At 64.6% G+C, this 25,132-nt stretch carries 19 protein-coding genes; 6 read left to right on the forward strand and 13 right to left on the reverse strand.

From position 1 onward, the window contains the following. Positions 1-5 precede the first annotated feature (5 nt). Positions 6-896 carry a LysR family transcriptional regulator gene (locus A4C63_RS06230; protein ID WP_025340850.1) on the reverse strand — a complete coding sequence of 297 codons (891 nt, stop codon included), beginning with the start codon at positions 894-896 and terminating at the stop codon, positions 6-8. An 87-nt stretch (positions 897-983) separates the two neighbouring features. Between A4C63_RS06230 and A4C63_RS06235 the strand changes: the two genes are divergently transcribed. From A4C63_RS06235 to A4C63_RS06250, 4 genes are all read left to right on the forward strand, one after another. Continuing rightward, a complete protein-coding gene (locus tag A4C63_RS06235) occupies positions 984-1,316 on the forward strand; it encodes a multidrug efflux SMR transporter (protein ID WP_063911950.1) in 333 nt (110 codons plus the stop codon). 231 nt (positions 1,317-1,547) lie between these two features. Continuing rightward, complete coding sequence (locus A4C63_RS06240; RefSeq protein ID WP_063911951.1) at positions 1,548-2,723, forward strand: FAD-binding oxidoreductase; 1,176 nt, start codon at positions 1,548-1,550, stop codon at positions 2,721-2,723. Further along, positions 2,720-3,532 (forward strand): aldo/keto reductase, encoded by an 813-nt coding sequence (locus A4C63_RS06245; RefSeq protein ID WP_013974470.1) that lies wholly within the window; start codon positions 2,720-2,722, stop codon positions 3,530-3,532. Before A4C63_RS06240 ends, A4C63_RS06245 begins: the two co-directional genes overlap by 4 nt. A 52-nt stretch (positions 3,533-3,584) precedes the next feature. Further along, on the forward strand, positions 3,585-4,553 hold the full coding sequence (locus A4C63_RS06250) for a hypothetical protein (RefSeq protein WP_063911952.1): 969 nt from the start codon (positions 3,585-3,587) through the stop codon (positions 4,551-4,553). Between the two features lie 66 nt (positions 4,554-4,619). Here A4C63_RS06250 and hldE read toward each other — a convergent pair whose 3' ends face one another. From hldE to A4C63_RS06265, 3 genes are all read right to left on the reverse strand, one after another. After that, positions 4,620-6,041: a bifunctional D-glycero-beta-D-manno-heptose-7-phosphate kinase/D-glycero-beta-D-manno-heptose 1-phosphate adenylyltransferase HldE gene (gene hldE / locus A4C63_RS06255; RefSeq protein WP_013974472.1), complete on the reverse strand. Its 1,422-nt coding sequence runs from the start codon at positions 6,039-6,041 to the stop codon at positions 4,620-4,622. 130 nt (positions 6,042-6,171) lie between these two features. Then, positions 6,172-7,980, reverse strand: a complete 1,809-nt coding sequence (gene msbA / locus A4C63_RS06260; RefSeq protein ID WP_063911953.1) for a lipid A export permease/ATP-binding protein MsbA — start codon at positions 7,978-7,980, stop codon at positions 6,172-6,174. A gap of 15 nt (positions 7,981-7,995) precedes the next feature. Continuing rightward, positions 7,996-9,171: an O-antigen ligase gene (locus A4C63_RS06265; protein ID WP_063911954.1), complete on the reverse strand. Its 1,176-nt coding sequence runs from the start codon at positions 9,169-9,171 to the stop codon at positions 7,996-7,998. Positions 9,172-9,272: 101 nt separating this feature from the next. Here A4C63_RS06265 and A4C63_RS06270 point away from each other — a divergent pair, with 101 nt between their 5' ends. After that, positions 9,273-9,878: a hypothetical protein gene (locus A4C63_RS06270; protein ID WP_063911955.1), complete on the forward strand. Its 606-nt coding sequence runs from the start codon at positions 9,273-9,275 to the stop codon at positions 9,876-9,878. Positions 9,879-9,881: 3 nt separating this feature from the next. Here the strand turns inward: A4C63_RS06270 and A4C63_RS06275 are convergent, their stop codons facing one another. The 9 genes from A4C63_RS06275 to putP all read right to left on the reverse strand — a co-directional run bounded on the left by A4C63_RS06275 (position 9,882) and on the right by putP (position 20,736). Then, the gene (locus A4C63_RS06275; protein ID WP_063911956.1) at positions 9,882-10,973 is read right to left on the reverse strand and encodes a glycosyltransferase; all 1,092 of its coding nucleotides are present in this window, start codon (positions 10,971-10,973) and stop codon (positions 9,882-9,884) included. A gap of 37 nt (positions 10,974-11,010) precedes the next feature. Then, positions 11,011-11,784 carry a glycosyltransferase family 2 protein gene (locus tag A4C63_RS06280; RefSeq protein ID WP_063911957.1) on the reverse strand — a complete coding sequence of 258 codons (774 nt, stop codon included), beginning with the start codon at positions 11,782-11,784 and terminating at the stop codon, positions 11,011-11,013. A 66-nt stretch (positions 11,785-11,850) separates the two neighbouring features. After that, on the reverse strand, positions 11,851-12,807 hold the full coding sequence (locus A4C63_RS06285; protein ID WP_063911958.1) for a glycosyltransferase: 957 nt from the start codon (positions 12,805-12,807) through the stop codon (positions 11,851-11,853). A gap of 49 nt (positions 12,808-12,856) precedes the next feature. Continuing rightward, positions 12,857-14,260, reverse strand: coding sequence for a PIG-L deacetylase family protein (locus A4C63_RS06290; RefSeq protein WP_063911959.1), 1,404 nt, complete (start codon positions 14,258-14,260; stop codon positions 12,857-12,859). Then, positions 14,257-15,153 (reverse strand): antimicrobial resistance protein Mig-14, encoded by an 897-nt coding sequence (locus A4C63_RS06295; RefSeq protein ID WP_063911960.1) that lies wholly within the window; start codon positions 15,151-15,153, stop codon positions 14,257-14,259. Before A4C63_RS06295 ends, A4C63_RS06290 begins: the two co-directional genes overlap by 4 nt. Then, complete coding sequence (locus A4C63_RS06300; RefSeq protein ID WP_063911961.1) at positions 15,153-16,283, reverse strand: glycosyltransferase; 1,131 nt, start codon at positions 16,281-16,283, stop codon at positions 15,153-15,155. Before A4C63_RS06300 ends, A4C63_RS06295 begins: the two co-directional genes overlap by 1 nt. Beyond that, positions 16,267-18,024 carry a carbamoyltransferase gene (locus tag A4C63_RS06305; RefSeq protein WP_063911962.1) on the reverse strand — a complete coding sequence of 586 codons (1,758 nt, stop codon included), beginning with the start codon at positions 18,022-18,024 and terminating at the stop codon, positions 16,267-16,269. Before A4C63_RS06305 ends, A4C63_RS06300 begins: the two co-directional genes overlap by 17 nt. 211 nt (positions 18,025-18,235) lie before the next feature. After that, positions 18,236-19,072 (reverse strand): 23S rRNA (adenine(2030)-N(6))-methyltransferase RlmJ, encoded by an 837-nt coding sequence (locus A4C63_RS06310; protein ID WP_063911963.1) that lies wholly within the window; start codon positions 19,070-19,072, stop codon positions 18,236-18,238. A 185-nt stretch (positions 19,073-19,257) separates the two neighbouring features. After that, positions 19,258-20,736 carry a sodium/proline symporter PutP gene (gene putP / locus A4C63_RS06315; RefSeq protein ID WP_063911964.1) on the reverse strand — a complete coding sequence of 493 codons (1,479 nt, stop codon included), beginning with the start codon at positions 20,734-20,736 and terminating at the stop codon, positions 19,258-19,260. 358 nt (positions 20,737-21,094) lie between these two features. Between putP and putA the strand changes: the two genes are divergently transcribed. Then, entirely contained in the window at positions 21,095-25,048 is a 3,954-nt protein-coding gene (gene putA, locus A4C63_RS06320) for a trifunctional transcriptional regulator/proline dehydrogenase/L-glutamate gamma-semialdehyde dehydrogenase (RefSeq protein ID WP_063911965.1), read from the forward strand. Positions 25,049-25,132 lie beyond the last annotated feature (84 nt).

Consider the following 25,132-nt stretch of genomic DNA (forward strand, 5'->3'; position numbering starts at 1 on the left):
GGAGTTTACCCGATCGCGCGCAGGTGCACCGCAAAGCGCTCGGCCAGCCACTGCGCGGCCGGCCCCAGTGGCTCGTCGCGGCGCCAGGCCAGCTCCACCACCAAGGCTGGTGGCCGCCACTCGCTGTCCAGTTCGACCATGTGCGCCTGGTAAGTCGGGTACTGCACCACGTGCCGCGGCAGCCAGGCCCAGCCCAGGCCGCGCATCAGCAGTTCGGCCATGGCGTAGAAGCTGTCGGCGCGCCACACCTGCGGGCTGATCGCCTCGCCGCCGGGGTAGCCGCTTTGCTGCGGGGCGATCAGCAATTGTCGGTGGCGCGCCAGTTGCTGGCGGGTGACCCGGCCTTCGCCGGCGAGCGGGTGGCCGACCGCGCACACCGTGACCATTTCCACACTGCCCAGGGCGCGCCGCTCCAGCGAGGCCGGGATGCTTTCGTGGTGGAAGAACAGGCCAAGATCGGCGCGCCGCTCCACCAGCTTGCGCGCCACGTCGCCCTGAGCGCCGCTGGCCAGCTGCACCTCCAGGAACGGGTAGCGGCTGGCCAGTTCGTCAAGGCTGTCGATGACCGGCTGATAGGGCATGGCTTCGTCCTGGGCGACCCGCAGCAAGGCCTCCTGCCCGCGCATCAACGCCAACGCACGGCCATCCAGGCGCTCGCACTGGCGCAACAGTTCACGGGCATCCTCCAGCAGGGCGCTGCCGTTCTCGGTCAGTTTGGGTTGCCGGCCACTGCTGCGCTCGAACAAGGTGACCCCCAGGTCGGTTTCAAGCAGGGCAATCGCACTGCTGATCGCCGACTGGGCCTTGCGCTGCTCGCGGGCCACGGCAGAGAAGGAGCGCAGTTCTGCAACGCGCAGGAAGGTACGTAGCTGTTCAAGGTTCCACTGCTCGGCCATCGACCTATCTCCCATAGTGATAGGTAATGACTTTACCCCATCCAGGTAGCGTCTAGAATGCCCACCCAGTTACCGGAGGATCCCGCCATGAATGCCTACACCTACCTCGCCATCGCCATCTGCGCCGAAGTCATCGCCACCGCGTCCATGAAAGCGGTGAAAGGCTTGAGCACGCCCTTGCCGTTGCTGCTGATGGTGGTTGGCTATGGCATCGCGTTCTGGATGCTCACCCTGGTGGTGCGCAGCATTCCGGTGGGGATCGCCTATGCCGTCTGGTCTGGGCTGGGGATTGTGCTGATCAGTGTGGCGGCCTTGGTGATCTATGGGCAGAAGCTGGATGTGCCGGCGATGCTGGGAATGGCGATGATTGTGGGTGGGGTGGTGGTGATTCAGCTGTTTTCGAAGACGGCTGGGCATTGATGTTCGCCTTGGGTCTGGCGGGAGGTTGGGTCAGGGCTGCCAGGTGCTTGTCTTGATTTTTGTGGTGTCGCGTAGATCGAGCGCCGCCCGCGCGGCGCATCGCGAGCGAAGCTCGCTCCTACATTTGTTTCGGGCGGCGCTCGATCTCACAGGCGCAAAAAACCTCAAGGCAGGCCCCCGCAGGCGCGACCCTGTATACTTGCCAGCTGTCCCAGTCTTCGAGGTACCGCCATGCCATCCGCCATTTCCACTGACGTGCTGATCGTCGGCGCCGGGGTCGCAGGCCTCTGGCTCAATGCCCGCCTGCGCCGTCTGGGCTATTCGACAGTACTGGTGGAACGCGCCAGCCTTGGCGGCGAGCAGACCATCAAGTCGCAGGGCATCATCCATGGCGGCACCAAGTACGCCCTGCACGGCGCCCTCACCGGCGCCTCGGAAGCCATCGCCGACATGCCGCGCCGCTGGCGCGAAGCGCTGAGCGGCAGCGGCGAGCTGGACCTGACCAGCACCCGCCTGCTGTCCGACGCCCACTACCTGTGGTCGCCAGGCACCCTGGCCGGCAACCTCACCAGCTTCTTCGCCAGCAAGGCCGTGCGCGGCCGGGTCGACCAGGTGAAGGGCGAGCAACTGCCACCCGCGCTGCAGGACCGCGCCTTCAAGGGCAAGGTCTATCGCCTGGCCGAGCTGGTCATCGACGTGCCCAGCCTGCTGGCCAACCTGGCCGAACTGGCAGGCGACAGCCTGCTGGCCGGTGAGCGCATCGAGCCGCTGCGCGAGGGCGACGACCTGATCGGCCTGCGCGTGGACGAGCGCGACATCCGCGCCCAGCGCATCGTGCTCAGCGCCGGCGCCGGCACCGAAGACCTGCTGCATGCCCTGGGCCTGAGCCAGCCGGCCATGCAGACACGCCCACTGCACATGGTGATGGCCAAGGGTGCCAACCTGAAACCGCTTTACGCCCATTGCCTGGGCGGCGGGCCGAAGCCACGGGTGACAGTAACCACCCACCCGGCCGCCGATGGCCAGTGGGTCTGGTACCTGGGCGGCGACCTGGCCGAAGCCGACGGCGTTGCCCGCGAACCGGCTGCGCAAATCGCCGCTGCACAGAAAGAGATCGCCAGCCTGCTGCCATGGGTCGACCAGAGCCAGGTGCGCTGGGCCACCCTGCGGGTCGACCGGGCGGAACCGGCGCAATCGGGCTTGGTACGCCCGGACAACGCCTTCCTCGCCGACCAGCAACGCCTGTTGGTGGGTTGGCCGACCAAGCTGGCCCTGGCACCGGACTTCAGCGACCGGGTCATCAGCCACCTGGAGCGCGACGGCATCCGCCCACAGGTGCAGGCCGACCTGGCCGACCTGCCACGTCCACCGCTGGGCGTACCGGCCTGGGAGCAACTGCTGCCATGAGCCTGCCCACCCTGCACGACTTCCATCGCCCCTTGGGCAGCACCGGTTTCAAGGTTTCGCCGCTAGGCCTGGGCACAGTCAAGTTGGGCCGCGACCAGGGCGTGAAGTACCCCACCGGCTTCACCATCCCCGGCGATGACGAAGCCCGCCTGCTGCTGGCCCAGGCCCGTGAGCTGGGCATCAACCTGATCGACACCGCCCCGGCCTACGGCCGCAGCGAAGAACGCCTGGGCCCGCTGTTGCGCGGCCAGCGCGATGAATGGGTGATCGTCAGCAAGGTTGGCGAAGAATTCGACAACGGCCAGTCGCACTTCGATTTCAGCGCCGCCCACACCCGCCGTTCGGTGGAGCGCAGCCTGCGGCGCCTGGAAACCGACCGCATCGAGCTGGTGCTGGTGCATTCCGACGGCAACGACCTGGCGATCCTCGAACAGCAGGAGGTCTACCAGACCCTGGCCGAGCTCAAGCAGGAGGGCAAGATCCTCGGCTTCGGCCTGTCCGGCAAGACCGTCGCCGGCGGCCTGAAGGCGCTGGAGCAAGGCGACTGTGCCATGGTCACCTACAACCTCAACGAACAGGCAGAACGCCCGGTGCTGGACTACGCTGCCGAACACGGCAAGGCCATCCTGGTGAAGAAGGCCCTGGCCAGCGGGCATATCTGCCTGGCCCCGGGCGTTGACCCGGTGCAAGCCAGCTTCGAACTGCTGTTCGCCCACCCGGGCGTCAGCAGTGCTATCGTCGGCACCATCAATCCGTTGCACCTGGCCCACAACGTGGCCACCGTCGCCCGTATCCTGGGCCAGCATTGAGTTGCCCCAGGCCCAAGGGCCTGGAGACTGACCCGACGCAAGGAGGAGCCTCGTGGCGCGAACGCTGATCCGCAAGAACCCGAGCAACTTCAAGACACTGCCGCTGCATGTCGAGGCCACGCCCGAAGGGCTGATCTACCAGAGCATCGGCATGCCGCTGAACTTTGCCCAGACCCAACAGCGGCGCAAGGCCATCCAGCTGCCCGATGTGCAGCGCTTCGTGGTCGAACTGGCCAACCTGGGCGTGTCGGTGCGGCTGACCCTGCATTGGCAGAACCGCGATTACTGGGTGCTGGTACGTCAGCGCCGGCAAGACCGTGGCGATGTGGTGCTGAAACTGATTTCCGGCTATGTGCCGGCGCAGGAGCTGAACCTGCCATTGCACACCGCCGTGCAGGAAGTGGCCGAGGAATGCCTGCTGGAAACCCCGGAGGGCTGGCTGGGCGGGCGCTTCAACGACACCTGGCTGCCGGTGCCCTACGCTGCCGCCCTGCACTACCGCGAAACACCACACTTCGTGCTGGCTCCGGAGTCCGGTGCCGCACGCCCGGTGCACTGCGGCAAGCTGATGCTGCTGGAACGGCCACGGGCGTATGTGCACTTGCCCACCGCCTCGCTGCAACTGATCTATGACATGCGCCTGCAGGTACCCCGGGACGCCAAGAAACTCAGCCTGTTCCACGTTGATGAGCGGCTGGAGGGCGACCAACTGGTGGCGCGGCTCAACCGCAAACGGCCGGACCTGTACCTGATGCCGTTGAAGGACGGCCAGCCACTGGCTGAGCTGTATACCGTGAAGAAAGACGAACTGGTGCCGGCGAGCACGCGCGGGCTGTACCTGGCCGAAAGTTTTGCACGGCAGGAGGGCTGGGTGGTCACGGACGAGCGGGTGCGCTGGAAGGACTGGGTGAAGCAGCAGGGGTTGGTGGAGAGCAAGCCGGTGCGGGCATCGCACCTGCAGCGGTTTGGCGACAAGGCGCGAGAACTGCTGGAGCGGGCTCGGACCTCATTGCACAAATGATGATTGGGCCGCTATGCGGCCCTTCGCGGGCATGCCCGCGAAGGGCTGCAAAGCAGCCCCAACACATCAGTTCTTGCGAATTTTCTCGACGATCGCCGTGGTCGAGCTGTTCTCGACCAGCCCCAGCACCTTCACGGTACCGCCATAGGCCTTGACGATATCGGCACCCACCACCTGGTCGATGCCATAGTCACCACCCTTGACCAGCACATCCGGCTTGACCTGGCTCAGCAGGTTCTCCGGCGTGCCCTCGGGGAAGCTGATCACCCAGTCCACCGCCCCCAGCCCGGCCAGCACGGCCATGCGCCGGTCGACGCTGTTGATCGGCCGGCCCGGCCCTTTCAGGCGGCTGACCGAGGCATCATCGTTGACCGCGACAATCAGGCGATCGCCCTGGGCCCGCGCCTGCTCCAGGTAGGTGACATGCCCGGCATGCAGGATGTCGAAGCAGCCGTTGGTGAAGACGATCTTCTCTTTGTGCGCCCGCGCGTCATCGATGGCCAGCAGCAGCTGCTCCAGACCCAGCACGCCGCGCTCGGAGCCTTCCTCACGCTGGATCGCCCGGCGCAGCTCGGGGGCGCTGATCGCAGCCGTACCCAGCTTGCCGACCACGATACCCGCCGCCAGGTTGGCCAGGGCCACTGCGTGGGGCAGGTCCTCGCCGGCAGCGATGGCCGCCGCGAGGGTGGAGATGACGGTATCACCGGCACCGGTCACGTCGAACACTTCACGCGCCCGCGCCGGCAGGTGCAGCGCCGGCTGGCCGCTGCGCAGCAAGGTCATGCCATGCTCGCCACGGGTCACCAGCAAGGCGCCCAGGTCCAGGTCCTGCAGCAGCTGCAGGCCCTTGGCGACCAGCTCGGCCTCATCGGCGCAGCGGCCGACGATGGTCTCGAACTCGCTGAGGTTGGGGGTGATCAGGCTGGCGCCACGGTAGATGGAAAAGTCCTTGCCCTTGGGGTCGGCCAGCACCGGAATGCCCTTGGCCCGCGCCGCCTGGATCAGGCTCTGGTGGTTTTTCAGTGCGCCCTTGCCGTAGTCGGACAGGACCAGCACCTTGACGCCTTCGAGCAGGCTGTCGACCTCGGCACCCAGCGACAGCGGGTCGGTGGCGAACGGTTCTTCGAAATCGATGCGCAGCAACTGCTGGTGACGGCTCATGACCCGCAGCTTGACGATGGTCGGCTGGTGCGCGATGCGCTGGAACACCGAGCGCACGCCTGCAGCCTGCAGGCTGTTGGCCAGGCTGTCGGCGGCCTCGTCCTGGCCGGTAACGCCAATAAGCGAAGCCGGTGCGCCCAGGGCGGCGATGTTCAAGGCAACGTTGGCCGCGCCGCCGGGGCGATCCTCGATCTGATCGACCTTGACCACCGGGACTGGCGCTTCAGGCGAGATACGCGAAGTACCGCCATGCCAGTAGCGGTCGAGCATGACATCGCCGACCACCAGTACCGGGGCTTGATCGAAACGCGGCATGGACAACTTCATGGGCAACCCATATGGAAATAATGAACAGGGGCAGGATATTAGCACAGGGTAGACGACGGCTTTATGGCCAGATCACCCCAGGAAAATTCCCGTGACAATCGGGGCCGCGACGGCCCCGATCAACGAGGGTTCAGGTGATATCGGCCTTGGCCGGTTCATCCAGGCCCATGGCATGCAGGCGGGCATAATGGCCATTGGCCGCGAGCAGCTCGGCATGAGTGCCGCGCTCGACCAGACGGCCCTGGTCCATGACCAGGATCTGGTCGGCCTTCTCGATGGTCGACAGGCGGTGGGCGATTACCAGCGTGGTACGGCCTTGCATTACATGGTCCAGGGCAGCCTGGATATGCCGCTCGGACTCGGTATCCAGCGCCGAGGTGGCTTCGTCGAGGATCAGCAGCGGTGCGTTCTTCAGCAGTGCCCGGGCGATGGCCAGGCGCTGGCGCTGGCCGCCGGAGAGCAGCACGCCGTTTTCACCCACTTCGGTATCGAAGCCTTTCGGCAGCCGGTCGACGAACTCCTTGGCGTAGGCATCGGCCGCAGCGGCTTCGATGTCGGCGCGCGGGGCGCCGGCCAGGTCGCCATAGGCGATGTTGTTGGCCACGGTGTCGTTGAACAGGGTGACGTGCTGGGTCACCTGCGAAACGTGGCGGCGCAGGTTGCGCAGGCGATAGTTCTCGATCTCCACGCCATCGAGCAGGATCTGCCCCTGGTCGTGGTGATAGAAGCGCGGGATCAGCGCCGCCAGGGTCGACTTGCCGCTGCCGGAGCGACCGACCAGGGCAATCATCTGCCCCGGCTCGGCAACGAAGCTGATATCGCTCAGCACCTCACGCTCGGTACCCGGGTAGGTGAAGCTCAGGTTGCGCACTTCCAGGCGCCCTTCCACCCGTTCCTTCTCGACGGTGCCGCTGTCCACTTCAGGTGCTTCGTCCAGTTGCTCGAAGATGCTCTCGGCACCGGCCAGACCTTTCTGGATGGTCGAGCTGACCTCCGAAAGCTGACGAATCGGCTTGGGCAACAGGCCGGCGGCGGTGATATAGGCCACCAGATCACCGGCAGTGGACTCGCCACGCAGGAACAGCACCAGGAACATCAGAGCGGCCATCGCGGTGTAGATCACCAGCTGCAGCATCGGCGTGTACAGCGAGCCGGTCTTGGTCATGTGCAGCTGCTTGTCGGTGTTGCTCTGGCTGGCCTTGCCGAAACGCTCCTGCTCGTAGGCCTCGCCGCCGAAGCTGCGCACTACGCGGTAGCCCTGGATGGTTTCCGAAGCGACGTGGGTGACGTCGCCCATGGCCACCTGGATCTTCTTGCTCTGCTTGCGGAATTTCTTGCTGGCGACGCTGACCATCACCGCGATCACCGGCAGGATGGCGACCATCACCAAGGTCAGGTGCCAGTTCATCCACAGCAGGTAGCCGAACAGGAACACCACGGTCAGGCCTTCGCGGATCACCACCTTGATCGCATCGGTGGCGGCACCGGTGACCATGGTCACGTTGAAGGTGATGCGCGAAATCAGGTGCCCGGAGTTGTGGTTGTCGAAGTAGCGGTTAGGCAGCACCAGCAGCTTGTTGAACAGTTCCACACGCAGGTCGTGCACCAGGCACAGGGAAACCTTGGCCAGGAAGTAGTTGCCGAGGAACGAGCCCAGGCCCTGCCACGCGGCAATCAGGATGATCAGCAGCGGCACTGCCTGCAGCAGTTGCAGGTCGCGCAGGTAGGGGACGTTGGGGAACAACACCGCTTCGGGGTTGCTCAGCCCATCGACGAAATACTTCAGGATCCCCGCCAGCATCGGCTGGGTCGAGGCAAAGATCACGAAACCGATGATGCTCAGCAGGAAAATGCCGACATAGGGTTTCACATAGCTCAGCAGCCGGAAGTAGATCTTCAGGCTGGAGGTGTGTTCCGCCGGTCGCGGTGTTTCGGCCATTATCAAGCTCGCTGTTCAGGTTGAACCGGAAATTTTACCACAGGCGTCATTTTCGGCACGCCCCCATGGCAGCAACATCGCCAGGCCCACGGGCAGCCAGCTGATGAACCATTCGGCACGTGGCGTACCGGTGAGGCTGGCGGCATCGAACTGCATGGCCAGGGTCGAGTACACCCAGAAGCCGAGCAGGATCTTGCCGAACAGCGTGCCGCGTGCGCGGATGATTTCGCCCAGGGTGTACAACCACACCATGACCCACAGCAGCATGCCAGGCAGGCCCATCTCCACTGCGATGTGGGTGAACATGTTGTGGGTGTGGTCGAAGTGCTTGCCTACTGCACTCACGTCGTAGGCAGCCCCCAGGCCAAGGCCGGTCCAGGGATGCGCGGCGATCATGTCGACCACGGCATGGAAGATTTCCGGCCGGTAGGACGAGCCACGCTGGGCGATCAGGTCGTACACGAGATAGAAGGCCAGGCCGGTGGCAATGGCCGCCAGCATGGCGAACACCCGGCTGTGGCGGTCACGGAACCACAGCGGCGCCATGATCACGGTGAGCACCAGGGCCAGGACCGCCCCACGGCTCTGGCTGAGCATGGCAAACAACCCCAGGCACGCCAGTGCTGCCAGCCACAACAGCTGCAGGCCACGTTGCCGCGGCGGCTCGTAAAGCAGGAAGAGCACGGCCGAACCGATGACATAGGCGCCCAGGATCGGGTGCGATATTTCGCCGATGCCCTCCAGGCGGGCCACCAGCGGCATGCCCAGCACGCCGTAGAAATGGATGACCGAAACCAGCGCGGCAACGGCCAGCAAGGCGCTACCGGCCAGCAGCAGCTGACGAATGCGGGCCAGGCCAAGCTGGGCCAGCAGCGGGAACGCCAGCAGGAACACCAGGATGTAGAGCAGGCGCTTGGCCTCGCGCCCCGGGTCTTCGGCGGACGACCAGACCAGGCTGAGCCCGCTCCACGCCAGCAGCAGCAACACACTCCCCCACAAGGCCGGCTGACGCCGCCAGGCCTGCACGATTACTTGCCTCGCGGACCACGCCACTACCAGGGTCGGCAGCCACAGGAACAGCACCAGGCCTTGCTGATAGACCTTGTTGCTCGGTGCCAGGGCAATCGCTGCCAGGAACCAGACCAGACCAAACCCCAACCAGGCTCGCGCCCAGTTTTTTTGATACAACATCCTTTCCCCCAATGAATCAAAGACACCATCCAATGGTGCTACAACATTATTTTCGGCATTATTGCCGGTCATTCTGTTCGCCCGACGACAAGGCTCTATTCATGCAATGCTCCCGGCTCCCCCAGGTCGACTTCGATCAGCTGACACAAGGCGCACAGGTGCTTGAGGCAGATAGCCATGGTGCCAAAGTCTACCTGCTCGCGGATGGTAATTTCCTCAAGGTTTTCCGTAGGAAAAGACTGATTTCATCTGCACTACTGCGTCCGTACTCGCAGCGCTTCGTCGACAATGCCGCGCACCTTGCCCAACTGGGCATCCCCACTCTGGAAGTGATCAGCCAGCACAAGCTCGACCTGCCAGGCCGCACCGCCGTGCTGTACCGCCCGCTGCCAGGGCGCACCTTGCTGCAGATGTCGCGCGATGAGGGTTTCAGCTGGGATACCTACCTGCCGCGCCTGATCGCGCTGATCCGCCAGTTGCATCGCAGCGGCGTCTACTTCCGCTCGTTGCACCTGGGAAATGTGGTGGTCACCCCCGACCAGCAACTGGGCCTGATCGACGTGGCCGACATGCGTTTCCTGCGCCCGCCACTGTCGGCGCGCATGATTCGGCGCAATGTGCAGCACATGGTGCGTTACATCGAACGGGAGAACCTGGGCGACCGCTTCCCCCTTGCCGACTTCGAGGCGGCCCTGCTGGCGCGCTGAGCGTCAGCTGCGCAGCAAGCTCTGCGAGCCGTTGCAGAACGCCTGCCAGGCCTGCTCCGGGGCCAGCGCCTGGCGCTGCCGGGCGGCTACCGCCGGGGCACTGAGCGCCGTGCAACGCTCTATCGCCTCGGCCCAGGCATTTTCATTGGCAACGGGCAGGTAGCCACCGGTGTCCTGCAACTGCTCGCGGAACACCTGCAGGTCGCTGCACAGCACCGGTACGTCGGCCATGACCGCCTCCTGTACCACCAGCCCCAGGCCTTCGGAGCGCGAGGGCACCAATAGCCAGTCGAATGCCCGGTACAGCTGCTGCAGGTCGTCGCGGTGACCGCTCAGGTGAACACGCCCGGCCAGGCCCAGCGCGTCGATACGGGCCTGCAGCACCGCACGCAGGGGGCCTTCGCCGATGATGGCCAATTGCATGCCCGGCTGGCGCGCACAGGCTTTGGCGAATGCCTCGATCAGCATTTCGAAGCCCTTGCTCTCCACCAACCGCCCGACCGCGCCCAGCATCACCCCATTTACCTGTGGCAACTGCAGGGCCTGCCTGGCCGCTCCTCGGCTCAACAACGGCTCGGCGAATGCCAGCGGGTCAAGGGCCATGCGCAAGGTCTGAACCGGCCTGCCCAGGTCGTGTTCGATGGACGCGGCAAGTGTCTGCGAAACGGCGGCAATGCTCAGCCGCTCGGCCGGGAACATGCGCAGCAGGCGAACATCACTGTCACTCAGGCGCGTCTTGCCGTGGAACAGCACCTTGGCACGCACCTGCGGAACCTGCTCCAACAACGGCAACACCAGCCGCGCCACACCGACACCATCGAGCAGCACGACTTCAGCCTGGGCCTCGTTCAGCGCCTTGCGCAAGCGCATGCGCAACCATGGGCGCAACAGGCGCCAGAAGTGCCGCCCTTTGAGCGCCCGTGACGGCATGTGCCACTCCCGGGTCGCACCAAGCCCACAGCAGAGCCCACTACCCAGCAGCAGCCAGTTAGTAATCCGGGCATCGGCCCCCGCGTGCGACAGCACCTGCCGATGCACCTTGTGGATGGACATGTATGGCGTTCCACCCGCCCACATCATATTGACGATGTTCATGGGCCCTCTCCCGCTCATGCCAGGTGGGGCAGCGACTTCATTGAACAAAAATGGTGATTCCCATGCCAATCACGGCACCCGCCACGAGCGTCAATGCCAACTTAATCCGATCACGTTTACGACGTTTGGCCTTGCGCTCCACTTCGATGGGCAAGGTCACGTGATTACCAAATCCAGTATGCAATACTGCATCACCCTCCAAGGTGACCGCTGTCAGGTTCAACTCAGCGTAGCGTCGGGAAAGTGCCTTCTCTCCAGCATAGGCGGCAAATGGCGCGCAACGCTGGTAATCGCTCAAACGACGCAGCCCGGGGTTGAGCGAAAACGCCTGCCACTCGGCCTTGTCGGAAAGCAGCGGGTAGCAAGGCACGCCGGCGATCACCTGCCGATCGCCCAGGTGGATGTACGGGCTATGGATGGCCAGGTCATGGGCATGGCTACGCAGCCAGACCTGCAACAGGCCGGGGCTGACCTCCAGAATGGCCCGGGAGTCTTCGACGAAGCCCTGGCGATAGAAGCGCCAGTCATCCTCGCAGTGAAAGATGTAGGGCGTCTTGACGTGGCTGTAGGCCAGGTCGATAGACGGCAGCTGGCCCAGTTTGGGCTGGTTGACGAATACCTTGCAGTGCAGTTTCCAATGCTCAGGCACAGCGGCATGCACGGCCTCGTCACCGGAATCTTCGGTGATGAACACTTCGCGAATGGGCGCGGTATTGTAGCGATCGAAACTCTCAAGGGTATCTTTGAGCAAATCGAACCGCCCACAACTGGTCACGACAAGCGTGACGTCACTCTCATCTGAAAAGCGCACCGGACTCCCTCCGCATTGCGACTATCGACTTCCGGCACCCTTTCCGTAGGCGCGAAAGTTCTTATGTTAGATGCCCAGCTTCAGGCGCAGCCGCTGCCACGCAGACAACGGCGGGTGGGGCCTGAGCGCCGGGCGCATGTGGTCGACGATGCTACGTCCAACTGCCGCAAAACTGAAACGGGAAACCGCCAGGTGGCGGCCATTTTCTGCAATCTGCCGTGCCAGTTCAGGGTCCGAACGCAAACGGCGGAGCTTTTCCTGAAGGGTGGGGATGCTGTCATAGAACACCACGTTGTGCATGTCCTGCAGGCCCAGCGCGCGGTTCTCTTCCTCGCCCTGGTCATAGGCCAGCAACACACAGCCACAGGCCATGGCTTCGAAGTTCTTGATCATGTATTCGCCCATGCCGACGTCGGCACTGACGAAGAAGCGGATCCGGTTGAGCGTGTTGCAGTAGTCCTCACCCGATTTGGTACGGGTCACCACCAGGTTCTCGACCCGGCCCAGCTCGTCCAGCAACGCCTTGCGGCCACTGTAGGCCACGCTGTTGGTGCTGCCCACGAAGGCCAGCTCGATGTCGCGCTCACGCCCCTGGTCGGCCAGCAACTGCTCGTCGTAGCCCTTGGGCACGAACACGGCATCGAAACCTTCCTGGCGCAGGCGCTCGCTGACCATGTAGCCGGAGCTGATCACCCGCGCCCAGGGCAGCTTGCGGTAATGGGCGCTGAACTTGCCGGTGTACTTGCACGGGATGTAATTCTGATAGGCATCGTGCTCGAGGATGACCAGGTTCGGCACGGTGCGGATGAACGCCGCCTGGCGGATTTCCTGCTTGAAACGCAGGAAGAACACAATGCGGTCATAACGCTCGACCTGCACTTCACGCTTGAAATAACGGCGCAGGTTGCGCTGATCTTCGCTGGTCAGCCAACGCAGGTCGCACTCGCAGTTGGCCGCGACGCCATCGTACAGGCGGTCGAGAATCGCCCGCTGTTCCTTCTGCACCAGAAATAGGACTTTCATTGGGTTCCTTGGGCGCTCTGCGCCATCGCGGTCAACCATGGGGGCGCGGCTACAGCTCACGCCGCCAGAACAGTTCATGTCGGCGCACGGCCTTGCGGAAGAATTCGTTCTCGCCGTAAGGCGACGGCCGCCGCCCGGCCAGCCAGCGCTGCAACAGGCGGCGCAGGCGGCGCTTGAACGGTGCCGGCGGCTGCAGGTCGTGCATCATGCCCAGGGCCATGGCCTTGTCGCGCTGGGTCGCCAGGTCCAGCACAAGGCTGCAGGGTGCCCAGGCCTGGGCAGCGCTCAGTTGCGGCGGCAAGGCCACGCCATCACCACTGTCGCCCATCGGCCAGCGGTCATTGTCATGCAGGTGATTGGCGTAGCACAGCAGGGTTTGCGGCTGCCAGGCCAGGCCTTGCAAGGCTTCCAGCACCGCGGCCTGGGCACAGATGTGGTCGGGGTGCGGGTCCAGCTGCGGGTGCGGCATGACCAGCACCTCTGGCCTGGCCATTTCCAGCAAGGCCCGCAGGTCGGCCAGCAGGTTGTGCCAGGTCGGCGCGCCATCGCCGTCGGCCGGCAGCGGGAACGGGTTGAACTGGCGGAATACACGAATGTCGGCGAGGTCGGCCTCACGGGAAGCGGCCGGCTGGTCTGGCGCAGCCTGCATGGCAGGCAGTTGCAGGCAGAAGTAGCCCAGCTGCACGCAACGCGACTCCGCCACACCGGCCCAGCGTGGCACGGCGATACTGTCCCAGGCCCGCAGGCGCCCCTTCAGGCGCGCGGCCTCGGCCTTTGCCAGGCCCATCTGCTGATAGTGCTCGGCCTCGATTTCACCGGCGGTCAGGGTCACTACCCAGGTTTCGTCGGCCTGGCTGTAGAGGCCATACGCGGCCAGCTCGGCGTCATCGGCATGCGGCGCGATCACCATCACCCGGCGCCGTTGCAGCTCGACCGCCGGGGTTATCCACACGCGCGGCTGGCCCGTCAGCCGGCAATGCCGGCCACGCAGGCGCAACGCGCCAGCCTGCAGCGGTGCGGCAAGGCCGGTCAAGTTGAGGAAGCGCACGCCATCGACGCCGCGCTCGAAGGTTTGCCGGTCGGTCTGTTCACCAGCCACCAGCTCGACTTGCGGGTCGAGGAAGCGCCCCAGCCAGCTGCTTTCTACCCGCAGCTCGAGGATCAGGGTCTCGTTGCCCTGCAGCTCGCAGTCAGCCTTGAGCAGGCCGCCGTTCAGGCTGGCAGGGGCTTGCCGGGTCTGGTCGCCGAAGGCGTAGGCGTAGTCCTCGCCTGGCGCATAGAACAGGTGGTCGGCAAACCAGGCTTCATGGGCCGCCCACAGCAGCGGCAACAGCAACAGTGGCAACCACCACCAGCTGAGCACACCTACGGCCACCAGCGCGACCAAGCCCGCCAGCAGGCCCAGGCGCTTGTTGCGCCGGTGGCGCTTGAGCAACTGCTGCTTGCGGCTCACGCCTGATACACCGGCACGGGGTTGCACCAGCGGTCCTTGTATTCGCGGTCGGCACGGCCGAACGAGAACCGCAGCGGCTTGTTGCGCGCACGGGCGTCTTCCCAGGCGGCCTGGGTATTGAGGAAGCTCAGCACGCTGCCGGGGCTGAAGGCCTTGGTTTCAGGGTCGACACCGCCATTGATGTACTCGACGCTGACCCATTCCGGCGCTTCGACACGGTATACCAGCTGGATGGCGATCGGCTTGCCGTCCAGCAGCAGCACCGAGCCGATCAGCAGCGCGCGCAGGCGCTCGAGCACCTCGGCCATGCGCTCGGCACCGGTGGCCGGGAAGCCCCAGCGGCGCTGGAACAAGTCGCAGTACATGCTGGCAATTTCCTGCGCGCTGAAGTCGCTGATCGGACGCACCACGCCGCCCGCTTCCTCCAGCAGGCGAAGCTCGCGGCGCTGGTTGTAGCGGAACTTCTTCGACAGGTCTTCGTGGGCGCGAGCCATGGCCAGCTGTTCCTTCTGCACCTTGAGGCCACTGAAGCGGCCCTGGTTCAGTTCGGACAGGTAGCGCGCGGCATGGCGCAACGGCGCGGCGGCATCGGCCGCCGCCGGCAGGATGATCTCGGCGTTACCCAGATCGAACAGCGCCTTTTTGCCGGCACGCTTGAGCACGTCCTTGGACAGCGCGAGGTGGCGACCCCAGGTGGGGATGGCGGCCTTCAGCTCACCGGCCTGGTGCCAGCCCAGGTAACGCACCGGGATCTGCGCCAGGTCCGCCAGCTGCTCGACAACCAGCGGATGGGTGGCGACACTACCGCCAAAGCGGGCCCATGCCTCGGCGTAGGCCTTGGCGTCGATCACTTGCCAACCGCGCTCGCGGAAGACCCGGATACGGTTGAGCATCAGGCCTTCCCCACCAGCGCACGGACCTGCGGCAGCTGCCAGAAGGCCTCGCGCACCGCCTGGTCGGAGAAGCGTTCACGCAGGCGCTGCAGCATGTGCCGGGCACAGGCCTGGCGCTGCTGCCCATCGAGCACGGCCATGTGCTTCAGGGCCTGGGCCAGTTGCCCGGCATCGCCCAGCGGGAACAGCACGCCAACACCTTCGACCACTTCGCGGGCACCGCCACAGGCCGTGGCCAGCACGGGTACACCGGCGACCATGGCTTCGAGCAGGACCATGCCGAATGGCTCATGGTCGGAGCTCAGGGCGAATACGTCGAACGCCTGGAAGTAACGGCGCGCATCCGGCACCTGGCCAAGGAAGTCCACTTGCCCGGCAATGCCCAGCTCGGCGGCCAGGGCCTTGAGCCTGGCTTCCAGGCGGCCTTTGCCGAGGATCGCCAGCCGGGCACCGGCCGGCAGCCCCGGTAGCGCTTCGGCAAAGCCTCGCAGCAGGGTGGCCTGGTCCTTGTCCGGGTGCAGGCGCCCGACGTTACCGACAATCCACGCCTGCGCATCCAGGCCCAAGGCCTGACGGGCCTCGGCGCGTGGCACCAGGGCCGCTTGCAGGGCGTCGATGTCGATACGGTTGTACAGGGTCTGGATACGCTCTGCCGGCCACTGCGGCAGACAGCGGCGCATGTCGTCACGCACTGCGTCCGACACGCCCAGCAGGCTCAGCCGTTTGCTGAACAGGTTGGCGAAGATGCGTCGCCCCTTGCGCTCGTAGTCACCGAAGGCATGGTGCACACCGATCACCGGCAAGCCGGTGCCCAGCAACGCCACGTAGATCGGCTTGAAGCGATGGGCAATGCAGAAGGCGAAATTGCGCTCGGCCGCGATCCGCCGCAATGCACGGATGGCGCCGAGCTTCAGGCCGCGTACGGCCTTGGAGCTGAACTCCAGGAACAGCACCTCGTCCGACGCGCAGCCGGCCGCTACCTGCGGGTCGGCTGCGCCGGTGAGGAACACCGTGGTGACCTGGTAGCCACGCCCCTGGAACAGGCTGGCGTACTGACGGGCGCAGTCCAGGAACGGCCCGTCGTAGCCATGGCAGAACTGCAGGATGCGCGGTTCAGAGCGGCTGGTCATACGGGGCCGCGCCGTCCTTCACAACCAGGATGTCTTCCATGATCAGGTACTGCAGGTCCGAGCCGAAGAACATGTTCAGGGCGTCGGTCGGCGAGCAGATCATCGGTTCACCACGGCGGTTCAGCGAGGTGTTCAGCGACACGCCGTTGCCGGTCAGGTCTTCCAGCGCCTTCATCATGTCGTAGTAGCGCGGGTTGTACTCGCGCTTGAGCACCTGGGCACGCGAAGTGCCGTCCTCGTGGACCACTTCCGGCACGCGGGTCTTCCACTCTTCAGCCACTTCGAAGGTGAAGGTCATGAACGGCGCCGGATGGTCGACCTTGATCATCTGCGGGGCAACGGTGTCGAGCATCGACGGGCAGAAAGGTCTCCAGCGTTCGCGGAACTTGATCTGCTCGTTGATGCGGTCGGCCACGCCCGGCACGCTCGGGCAGCCGATGATCGAACGGCCGCCCAGGGCGCGCGGACCAAATTCCATGCGGCCCTGGAACCAGGCCACCGGGTTGCCATCGACCATGATTTTGGCGATGCGCTGCGGCATATCGTCGAGCTTGCGCCACTTTGGCGCGTTCGGGTGACGGGCGCAGGCAGCGATCACGTCTTCGTTGGAGTACGACGGGCCGAGGTAGACGTGTTCCATCTTCTCGACCGGCACGCCACGGGCGTGGGAAACGTAGGCGGCAGCACCCACGGCGGTACCCGCGTCACCAGAAGCCGGCTGCACGAACAGCTCTTTCAGGTCTGGGCGGGCGATGATCTTCTGGTTGAGCTTGACGTTCAGCGCGCAACCGCCGGCAAAGGCCAGCTTGCCGGTTTCACGCAGGGTGTCGCCCAGATAGTAGTCGATCATCTGCAGGGCGATTTTCTCGAACAGCGCCTGCATGCTGGCCGCGTAATGAATGTACGGCTCGTCGGCGATATCGCCTTCGCGCTTGGGGCCCAGCCATTCAATCAGCTTCGGCGAGAAGTAGAAGCCCTTGCCCTTCTCTTTATAGCGGCGCAGGCCGATGACGTTGGCGTATTCGGTGTTGATCACCAGTTCGCCATTTTCGAAGCTGGCCAGGCGCGAGAAGTCGTACTTGCTGGCGTCGCCATACGGCGCCATGCCCATGACCTTGAACTCGCCATCGAGCATCTCGAAGCCGAGGAACTCGGTGATTGCGCCGTACAGGCCGCCCAGCGAGTCCGGGTCGAAGAATTCCTTGATCTTGTGGATCTTGCCGTTTTCGCCGTAGCCAAAGAAGGTGGTGGCGTATTCGCCCTTGCCGTCGATGCCGAGGATTGCGGTTTTTTCCTTGAAGCCCGAGCAGTGGTAGGCACTGGAGGCGTGGGCCAGGTGGTGTTCGACCGGCTCGATCTTGACCTTTTTCGGGTCGAAGCCCAGTTGCTCCAGGCACCAGACAATCTTCTTGCGGTAGCGCTTGTAGCGACGGTTGCCCATCAGGATGGCGTCGAGGGCGCGGTCCGGGGCGTACCAGTAGCGCTTGGCATAGTGCCAGCGCGCCTTGCCGAACAGGCTGATCGGGGCGAACGGGATGGCTACCACGTCGACGTCGGATGGCTTGATGCCTGCCTGTTCCAGGCAGAACTTCGCCGACTCGTAGGGCATGCGGTTCTTCGCATGCTTGTCACGCACGAAGCGCTCTTCTTCGGCGGCGGCAATCAGCTTGCCGTCAATGTACAAGGCCGCGGAAGGGTCATGGCTAAGGGCGCCGGACAGGCCAAGAATCGTCAATGCCAAGGGATTAGCCTCTTCATTCGGTAGAAATGCGCCAGCGGCCTCTTGGGCGGGTGGCGGCTAAAGGGCGGGATTATAACGCAAACATCAGGATAGGCACTGCATTAACCTGTGGGAGCGGGCGTGCCCGCGAACACCGGCAAAGCCGGTGCCATGCACCGCAGCGCCTGCTTCGCGGGCACGCCCGCTCCCACAGATGCCCCAAGGCAACTGCCTATTCGGCGATCAGCCAGTCCATGCGGAAGCTACCGGCGGTCTGCGCCAGCTCCTTGGCCAGCCATGGCAGCAGCTCCTTGAGCTCGTCCTCCAGCCCCCACGGCGGGTTGGCGATGGCCAGGCCGGAGCCATTGAGCCCCTGCGGGCTGTCCTGGTGATGCACATACAACTCGACGCGCAGCAGCTTCGGCGCGCCGGTGCTGGTCAGGTCCTGGTAGAAGCGGGTCAGTGAACGCTGGTCCTTGATCGGATACCAGATGGCCGCGACGGTCTGGCGCATGCGGCCGATCGCTTCTTTCATCGCCGTGGTGCAGCGTTTCAGCTCATCAGCTTGCTCGAACGGCGGGTCGATCAGCATGATCGCGCGCTTTTCCTGCACGGGCAGCAAGGCCCGCGGCACATGCCAGCCTTCACCCAGGTGCACGGTCACGCGCGGGTCTTTCTTCATGTTCTCTTTGAGCAGCGGCCCGTCTTCGGGGTGCTTCTCGTTGAGCAGGGCGCGGTCCTGCTGACGCATCAGGCGGCGGGCCAGCTCGGGCGAACCGGGGTAATAGCGCAGCTCGCCATCGGCATTCAGGCGTTTGATGATACGCAGATAGTCGTCAGCCATGGCCGGCAGGTCATCGCGATTCCACAGGCGGGCGACACCTTCCAGGTACTCGCCGGTGCGGGTTGCCTGGTCGCCTTGCAGGTCGTACAGGCCAAGCCCTGCGTGGGTATCGATGTAGGCGAACGGCTGTTCCTTGCGCGACATCAGGGCGATGAGGCGGGTCAGCACGATGTGTTTGAGGACGTCGGCGTGGTTGCCGGCGTGGAAGGCGTGACGATAGTTCATGGCAACTCCTGCGGGGGTGGCAAGTTTACCTTGCCTTGCAGGCGGAGTCAGGCCTGGCTGCTGATCGGCGGCGGCTTCTTCGCGGGTAAACCCGCTCCCACAGGCACCTCACAGAATTTGAGTTCTGTGCAATTCCTGTGGGAGCGGGTTCACCCGCGAAGCAGGCGCCGCCGACTCAACGGGTATTACTTGTCAGCGTGATACGCCGCATCAGCAGTCTCGAAGCGCTTGACCATCGCCTGCGACGGGCTGCCCAGCTTGCTCACCACGATGATGGCGATGCTGGCGAACAGGAAGCCCGGGATGATTTCGTACAGCCCGAGGGTGTCGAAGTTCTTCCACAGGATCACGGTCAGCGCACCCACCACGATACCGGCCAGCGCGCCGTTACGTGTCATGCCTTTCCACAGTACCGAAATCAGCACCACCGGACCGAAGGCAGCACCAAAGCCGGCCCAGGCGTAAGCCACCAGGCCCAGCACGCGGTTTTCCGGGTTGGCGGCCATCGCAATGGCGATCAGGGCGACGGCCAGCACCATCAGGCGGCCGACCCACACCAGCTCGACCTGCGAAGCGTTCTTGCGCAGGAAGGACTTGTAGAAGTCTTCGGTCAGGGCGCTGGAGCACACCAGCAGCTGGCAGCTCAGGGTGCTCATCACTGCCGCCAGGATGGCCGACAGCAGCACACCGGCAATCCACGGGTTGAACAGGATCTTGGCCAGCTCGATGAACACGCGCTCGTGGTTCTCGGTGACCGGGCCCGCCAGCTCAGGGTGTGCCGAGAAGTAGGCGATGCCGAAGAAGCCCACGGCGCAGGTACCCGCCAGGCACAGGATCATCCAGGTCATGGAGATGCGGCGGGCGTTGGCGATCGATTTCACCGAGTCGGCAGCCATGAAGCGCGCCAGGATGTGCGGCTGGCCGAAGTAGCCCAGACCCCAGCCCATCAGCGAGATGATGCCAATGAAGGTGGCGCCCTTGAGCATGTCGAAGTTGGCCGGGTTCACCGCATCAATGGCAGCGAAGGTGGTGTCGAAGCCGCCAGTGGAGATCAGCACGATCACCGGGGTGAGGATCAGCGCAAAGATCATCAGCGAAGCCTGCACGGTGTCGGTCCAGCTCACCGCCAGGAAACCACCGACGAAGGTGTAGGCGATGGTCGCTGCGGCACCGGCCCACAGGGCGGTTTCGTACGGCATGCCGAAGGTGCTCTCGAACAGGCGGGCACCGGCAACGATGCCGGAAGCGCAGTAGATGGTGAAGAACACCAGGATCACGATGGCCGAGATGATCCGCAGCACGCCGCTGTTGTCTTCGAAACGGCTGGAGAAGTAGTCCGGCAGGGTCAGTGCGTCGCCGTTGTGCTCGGTCTGCACGCGCAGACGGCCAGCGACGAACAGCCAGTTCAGGTAGGCGCCGACGGTCAGGCCGATGGCAATCCAGGCTTCGGACAGACCGGAGAAGTAGATGGCGCCTGGAAGGCCCATCAGCAGCCAGCCGCTCATGTCGGAAGCGCCGGCGGAAAGCGCGGTAACCACGCTACCCAGGCTGCGACCGCCGAGGATGTAGTCGGAAAGGTTCTTGGTGGAGCGATAGGCGGCGAAGCCGATCAGCACCATTGCCGCGATATAGACCACGAAAGTGATCGTTAGTGGATTGCCCATGCGTGTGCCCTGGCGTTTGTTTTTATGTCATGCACAACCGCAGCCATTGCGGTTGCACCCAGGCGGCGAATCCTATGCAACAACGCAAAGTGGGTGCAACCATTTTTCATTTGCAAGTTGCACCTGCTCGTGCATTTTCAGTTAAAGCCGCTTTTTTGCTCCACTTTTAGAGCAACAATGTCGTTTTTCAGAAGAAAACGCACCAAAAACGACCCTTTCCAAGGTGTGGAAATATCTGTCGGACGAGTTGCACCTTTTCCATGAAAAATTCGGGTTGCACCTGGTTGCACCCGAATTGTCCTACAGCTACTCTTGGCGCCAGCTTAGGCCACAACCGTGGCAATAACGAGGATAAGAAATGGCGACGACCACCCTTGGGGTCAAACTCGATGACCCGACCCGTGAGCGACTCAAGGCAGCTGCGCAGTCGATTGACCGCACCCCGCACTGGTTGATCAAGCAAGCGATCTTCAACTACCTGGAGAAGCTCGAGGGTGGTGCCACCCTGACCGAACTCAACGGCCATGCCAACAGCCTGGCCGACGACGCCGGTGAAGTCCAAGCCGACCACAGCCACCAGTGCTTCCTCGAGTTCGCCGAGAGCATCCTGCCGCAGTCGGTACTGCGCTCGGCGATCACCGCCGCCTACCGCCGCCCCGAGCAGGAAGTGGTACCGATGCTGCTGGAGCAGGCGCGCCTGAGCGCCCCGCTGGCCGAAGCGACCAACAAGATGGCCGCCGGCCTCGCCGAAAAACTGCGCAACCAGAAGAGCGCTGGCGGTCGTGCCGGCATCGTCCAGGGCCTGCTGCAGGAGTTCTCGCTGTCGTCCCAGGAAGGCGTGGCGCTGATGTGCCTGGCCGAAGCCCTGCTGCGCATCCCCGACAAGGGCACCCGTGACGCGCTGATTCGCGACAAGATCAGCACCGGCAACTGGCAGCCGCACCTGGGCAACAGCCCGTCGTTGTTCGTCAACGCCGCTACCTGGGGCCTGCTGCTGACCGGCAAGCTGGTGTCCACCCACAACGAATCCGGCCTCACCTCCTCGCTCACCCGCATCATCGGCAAGAGCGGCGAGCCGATGATCCGCAAGGGCGTCGACATGGCCATGCGCTTGATGGGCGAGCAGTTCGTCACCGGCGAAACCATCGCCGAAGCCCTGGCCAACGCCAGCCGCTTCGAGTCCAAGGGCTTCCGCTATTCCTACGACATGCTCGGCGAAGCCGCACTGACCGAGCACGACGCACAGAAGTACCTGGCGTCCTACGAGCAGGCCATCCATTCGATCGGCAAGGCCTCCCACGGCCGTGGCATCTATGAAGGCCCGGGCATCTCGATCAAGCTGTCGGCGCTGCACCCGCGCTACAGCCGCGCCCAGTACGAGCGCGTGATGGAAGAGCTTTACCCGCGCCTGCTGTCGCTGACCCTGCTGGCCAAGCAGTACGACATCGGCCTGAACATCGACGCCGAAGAAGCCGACCGCCTGGAGCTGTCGCTCGACCTGCTCGAGCGCCTGTGCTTCGAGCCTTCGCTGGCCGGCTGGAACGGTATCGGCTTCGTTATCCAGGCCTACCAGAAGCGCTGCCCGTACGTGATCGACTACGTCATCGACCTGGCCAAGCGCAGCCGCCACCGCCTGATGATCCGCCTGGTGAAAGGCGCCTACTGGGACAGCGAGATCAAGCGCGCCCAGGTCGAAGGCCTGGAAGGCTACCCGGTCTACACCCGCAAGGTGTACACCGACGTGTCCTACGTTGCCTGCGCCCGCAAGCTGCTGGCCGTGCCAGAAGCCATCTACCCGCAGTTCGCCACCCACAACGCCCATACCCTGTCGGCCATCTACCACATTGCCGGGCAGAACTATTACCCGGGCCAGTACGAGTTCCAGTGCCTGCACGGCATGGGCGAGCCGCTGTACGAGCAGGTGGTCGGCAAGATTTCCGAAGGCAAGCTGAACCGCCCGTGCCGCGTCTATGCACCGGTCGGCACCCACGAAACGCTGCTGGCCTACCTGGTGCGTCGCCTGCTGGAAAACGGCGCCAACACCTCGTTCGTCAACCGCATCGCCGACCACTCGATCTCCATCCAGGAACTGGTCGCCGACCCGGTCGCCAGCATCGAGCGCATGGGCACCCAGGAAGGCAGCATCGGCCTGCCGCACCCACGTATCCCGCTGCCGCGTGAACTGTATGGCAGCGAGCGGGCCAACTCGGCCGGCATCGACATGGCCAACGAACACCGCCTGGCGTCGCTGTCCTGCGCCATGCTGGCCACCGCCCACAACGACTGGAAAGCCGCCCCGCTGCTGGCCTGCGCCGCCAGCGAAGGCGCTGCTGCGCCGGTGCTGAACCCGGCGGACCACCGCGACGTGGTCGGCCATGTTCAGGAAGCCACTGTCGCCGACGTCGACAATGCCATCCAGTGCGCACTGAATGCCGCACCGATCTGGCAGGCCACCCCGCCGGCCGAACGAGCTGCCATTCTGGAGCGCACCGCCGACCTGATGGAGGCCGAAATCCAGCCGCTGATGGGCCTGCTGATCCGCGAAGCTGGCAAGACCTTCGCCAACGCCATCGCCGAAGTGCGTGAAGCCGTGGACTTCCTGCGCTACTACGCGGTGCAGGCACGCAACGACTTCAGCAACGACGCCCACCGCCCGCTGGGCCCGGTGGTGTGCATCAGCCCGTGGAACTTCCCGCTGGCGATCTTCACCGGCCAGGTGGCCGCAGCGCTCGCCGCCGGCAACCCGGTACTGGCCAAACCGGCCGAGCAAACCCCGCTGATCGCCGCCCAGGCCGTGCGCCTGCTGCTGGAAGCCGGTATTCCGGAAGGCGTGCTGCAGCTGCTGCCAGGCCGCGGTGAAACCGTCGGTGCCGGCCTGGTCGGTGACGAGCGCGTCAAAGGCGTGATGTTCACCGGTTCCACCGAAGTGGCCCGCCTGCTGCAGCGCAACGTCGCCGGCCGCCTGGACAACCAGGGCCGCCCGATCCCGCTGATCGCCGAAACCGGCGGCCAGAACGCGATGATCGTCGACTCCTCGGCACTGACCGAGCAGGTAGTGATCGACGTGGTGTCCTCGGCCTTCGACAGTGCCGGCCAGCGTTGCTCGGCCCTGCGCGTGCTGTGCCTGCAGGAAGACTCCGCCGACCGCGTGATCGAAATGCTCAAGGGCGCCATGGCCGAAAGCCGCCTGGGCAGCCCGGACCGCCTGGCGGTGGACATCGGCCCGGTGATCGACGCCGAAGCCAAGGCAGGCATCGAGAAGCACATCCAGGGCATGCGTGAGAAAGGCCGCTCGGTCTACCAGGTGGCCATTGCCGATGCGGCCGAGATCAAGCGTGGCACCTTCGTCATGCCGACCCTGATCGAGCTGGAAAGCTTCGACGAGCTGAAGCGTGAAATCTTCGGCCCGGTGCTGCACGTGGTGCGCTACAACCGCCGCAACCTGGACCAACTGATCGAGCAGATCAACAACTCCGGCTATGGCCTGACCCTCGGCGTGCACACCCGCATCGACGAGACCATCGCCAAGGTGGTGGAAACCGCCAACGCCGGCAACATGTACGTCAACCGCAACATCGTCGGTGCGGTGGTGGGCGTGCAGCCGTTCGGTGGTGAAGGCCTGTCCGGCACTGGCCCGAAAGCCGGCGGCCCGCTGTACCTGTACCGCCTGCTGTCGACTCGCCCGGCCGACGCGATTGGCCGCCACTTCCAGCAGCAGGACGGCGAAGGCAAGCCTGACCGCGCCCTGCACGAGCAGTTGATCAAGCCCCTGCACGGTCTGAAGGCCTGGGCCGAGAACAACCAGTTGGCCGAACTGGCCGCGCTGTGCAGCCAGTTCGCCAGCCAGTCGCAGAGCGGCATCGCCCGCCTGCTGCCAGGCCCGACCGGCGAGCGCAACAGCTACACCATCCTGCCACGTGAGCACGTGCTGTGCCTGGCCGACAACGAGGCCGACCTGCTGGCGCAGTTCGCCGCAGTGCTGGCGGTTGGCAGCTCGGCGGTATGGGCTGACGGCGAGCCGGGCAAGGCCCTGCGTGCCCGCCTGCCGCGTGAGCTGCAGGCCAAGGTCAAGCTGGTGGCGGACTGGAACAAGGATGAAGTGGCGTTCGACGCCGTGATCCATCATGGCGACTCGGACCAGCTGCGCGGCGTGTGCCAGCAGGTGGCCAAGCGTGCCGGTGCGATCGTGGGCGTGCACGGGCTGTCCAGCGGGGATCATCAGATTGCGCTGGAGCGTCTGGTGATCGAGCGGGCAGTGAGTGTGAACACTGCTGCGGCGGGTGGTAACGCCAGCCTGATGACCATTGGCTGAGGGTTGGTGAAAAAAGGGAGAGCTTTGGCTCTCCTTTTTTTATGGGTGCTTGTCTTGGGATTGGGGTTGGGCTGACAGGCGCTG

The sequence above is a fragment of the Pseudomonas sp. p21 genome (assembly GCF_001642705.1).
GTDB lineage: Bacteria > Pseudomonadota > Gammaproteobacteria > Pseudomonadales > Pseudomonadaceae > Aquipseudomonas.

Coding starts and splice junctions, on each gene's coding strand:
- A4C63_RS06230 (WP_025340850.1), bottom strand. CDS start 896: ATGGCCGAGCAGTGGAACCTTGAACAGCTACGTACCTTCCTGCGCGTT.
- A4C63_RS06235 (WP_063911950.1), top strand. CDS start 984: ATGAATGCCTACACCTACCTCGCCATCGCCATCTGCGCCGAAGTCATC.
- A4C63_RS06240 (WP_063911951.1), top strand. CDS start 1,548: ATGCCATCCGCCATTTCCACTGACGTGCTGATCGTCGGCGCCGGGGTC.
- A4C63_RS06245 (WP_013974470.1), top strand. CDS start 2,720: ATGAGCCTGCCCACCCTGCACGACTTCCATCGCCCCTTGGGCAGCACC.
- hldE (WP_013974472.1), bottom strand. CDS start 6,041: ATGAAGTTGTCCATGCCGCGTTTCGATCAAGCCCCGGTACTGGTGGTC.
- msbA (WP_063911953.1), bottom strand. CDS start 7,980: ATGGCCGAAACACCGCGACCGGCGGAACACACCTCCAGCCTGAAGATC.
- A4C63_RS06265 (WP_063911954.1), bottom strand. CDS start 9,171: ATGTTGTATCAAAAAAACTGGGCGCGAGCCTGGTTGGGGTTTGGTCTG.
- A4C63_RS06270 (WP_063911955.1), top strand. CDS start 9,273: ATGCAATGCTCCCGGCTCCCCCAGGTCGACTTCGATCAGCTGACACAA.
- A4C63_RS06275 (WP_063911956.1), bottom strand. CDS start 10,973: ATGAACATCGTCAATATGATGTGGGCGGGTGGAACGCCATACATGTCC.
- A4C63_RS06285 (WP_063911958.1), bottom strand. CDS start 12,807: ATGAAAGTCCTATTTCTGGTGCAGAAGGAACAGCGGGCGATTCTCGAC.
- A4C63_RS06295 (WP_063911960.1), bottom strand. CDS start 15,153: ATGCTCAACCGTATCCGGGTCTTCCGCGAGCGCGGTTGGCAAGTGATC.
- A4C63_RS06300 (WP_063911961.1), bottom strand. CDS start 16,283: ATGACCAGCCGCTCTGAACCGCGCATCCTGCAGTTCTGCCATGGCTAC.
- A4C63_RS06310 (WP_063911963.1), bottom strand. CDS start 19,072: ATGAACTATCGTCACGCCTTCCACGCCGGCAACCACGCCGACGTCCTC.
- putP (WP_063911964.1), bottom strand. CDS start 20,736: ATGGGCAATCCACTAACGATCACTTTCGTGGTCTATATCGCGGCAATG.
- putA (WP_063911965.1), top strand. CDS start 21,095: ATGGCGACGACCACCCTTGGGGTCAAACTCGATGACCCGACCCGTGAG.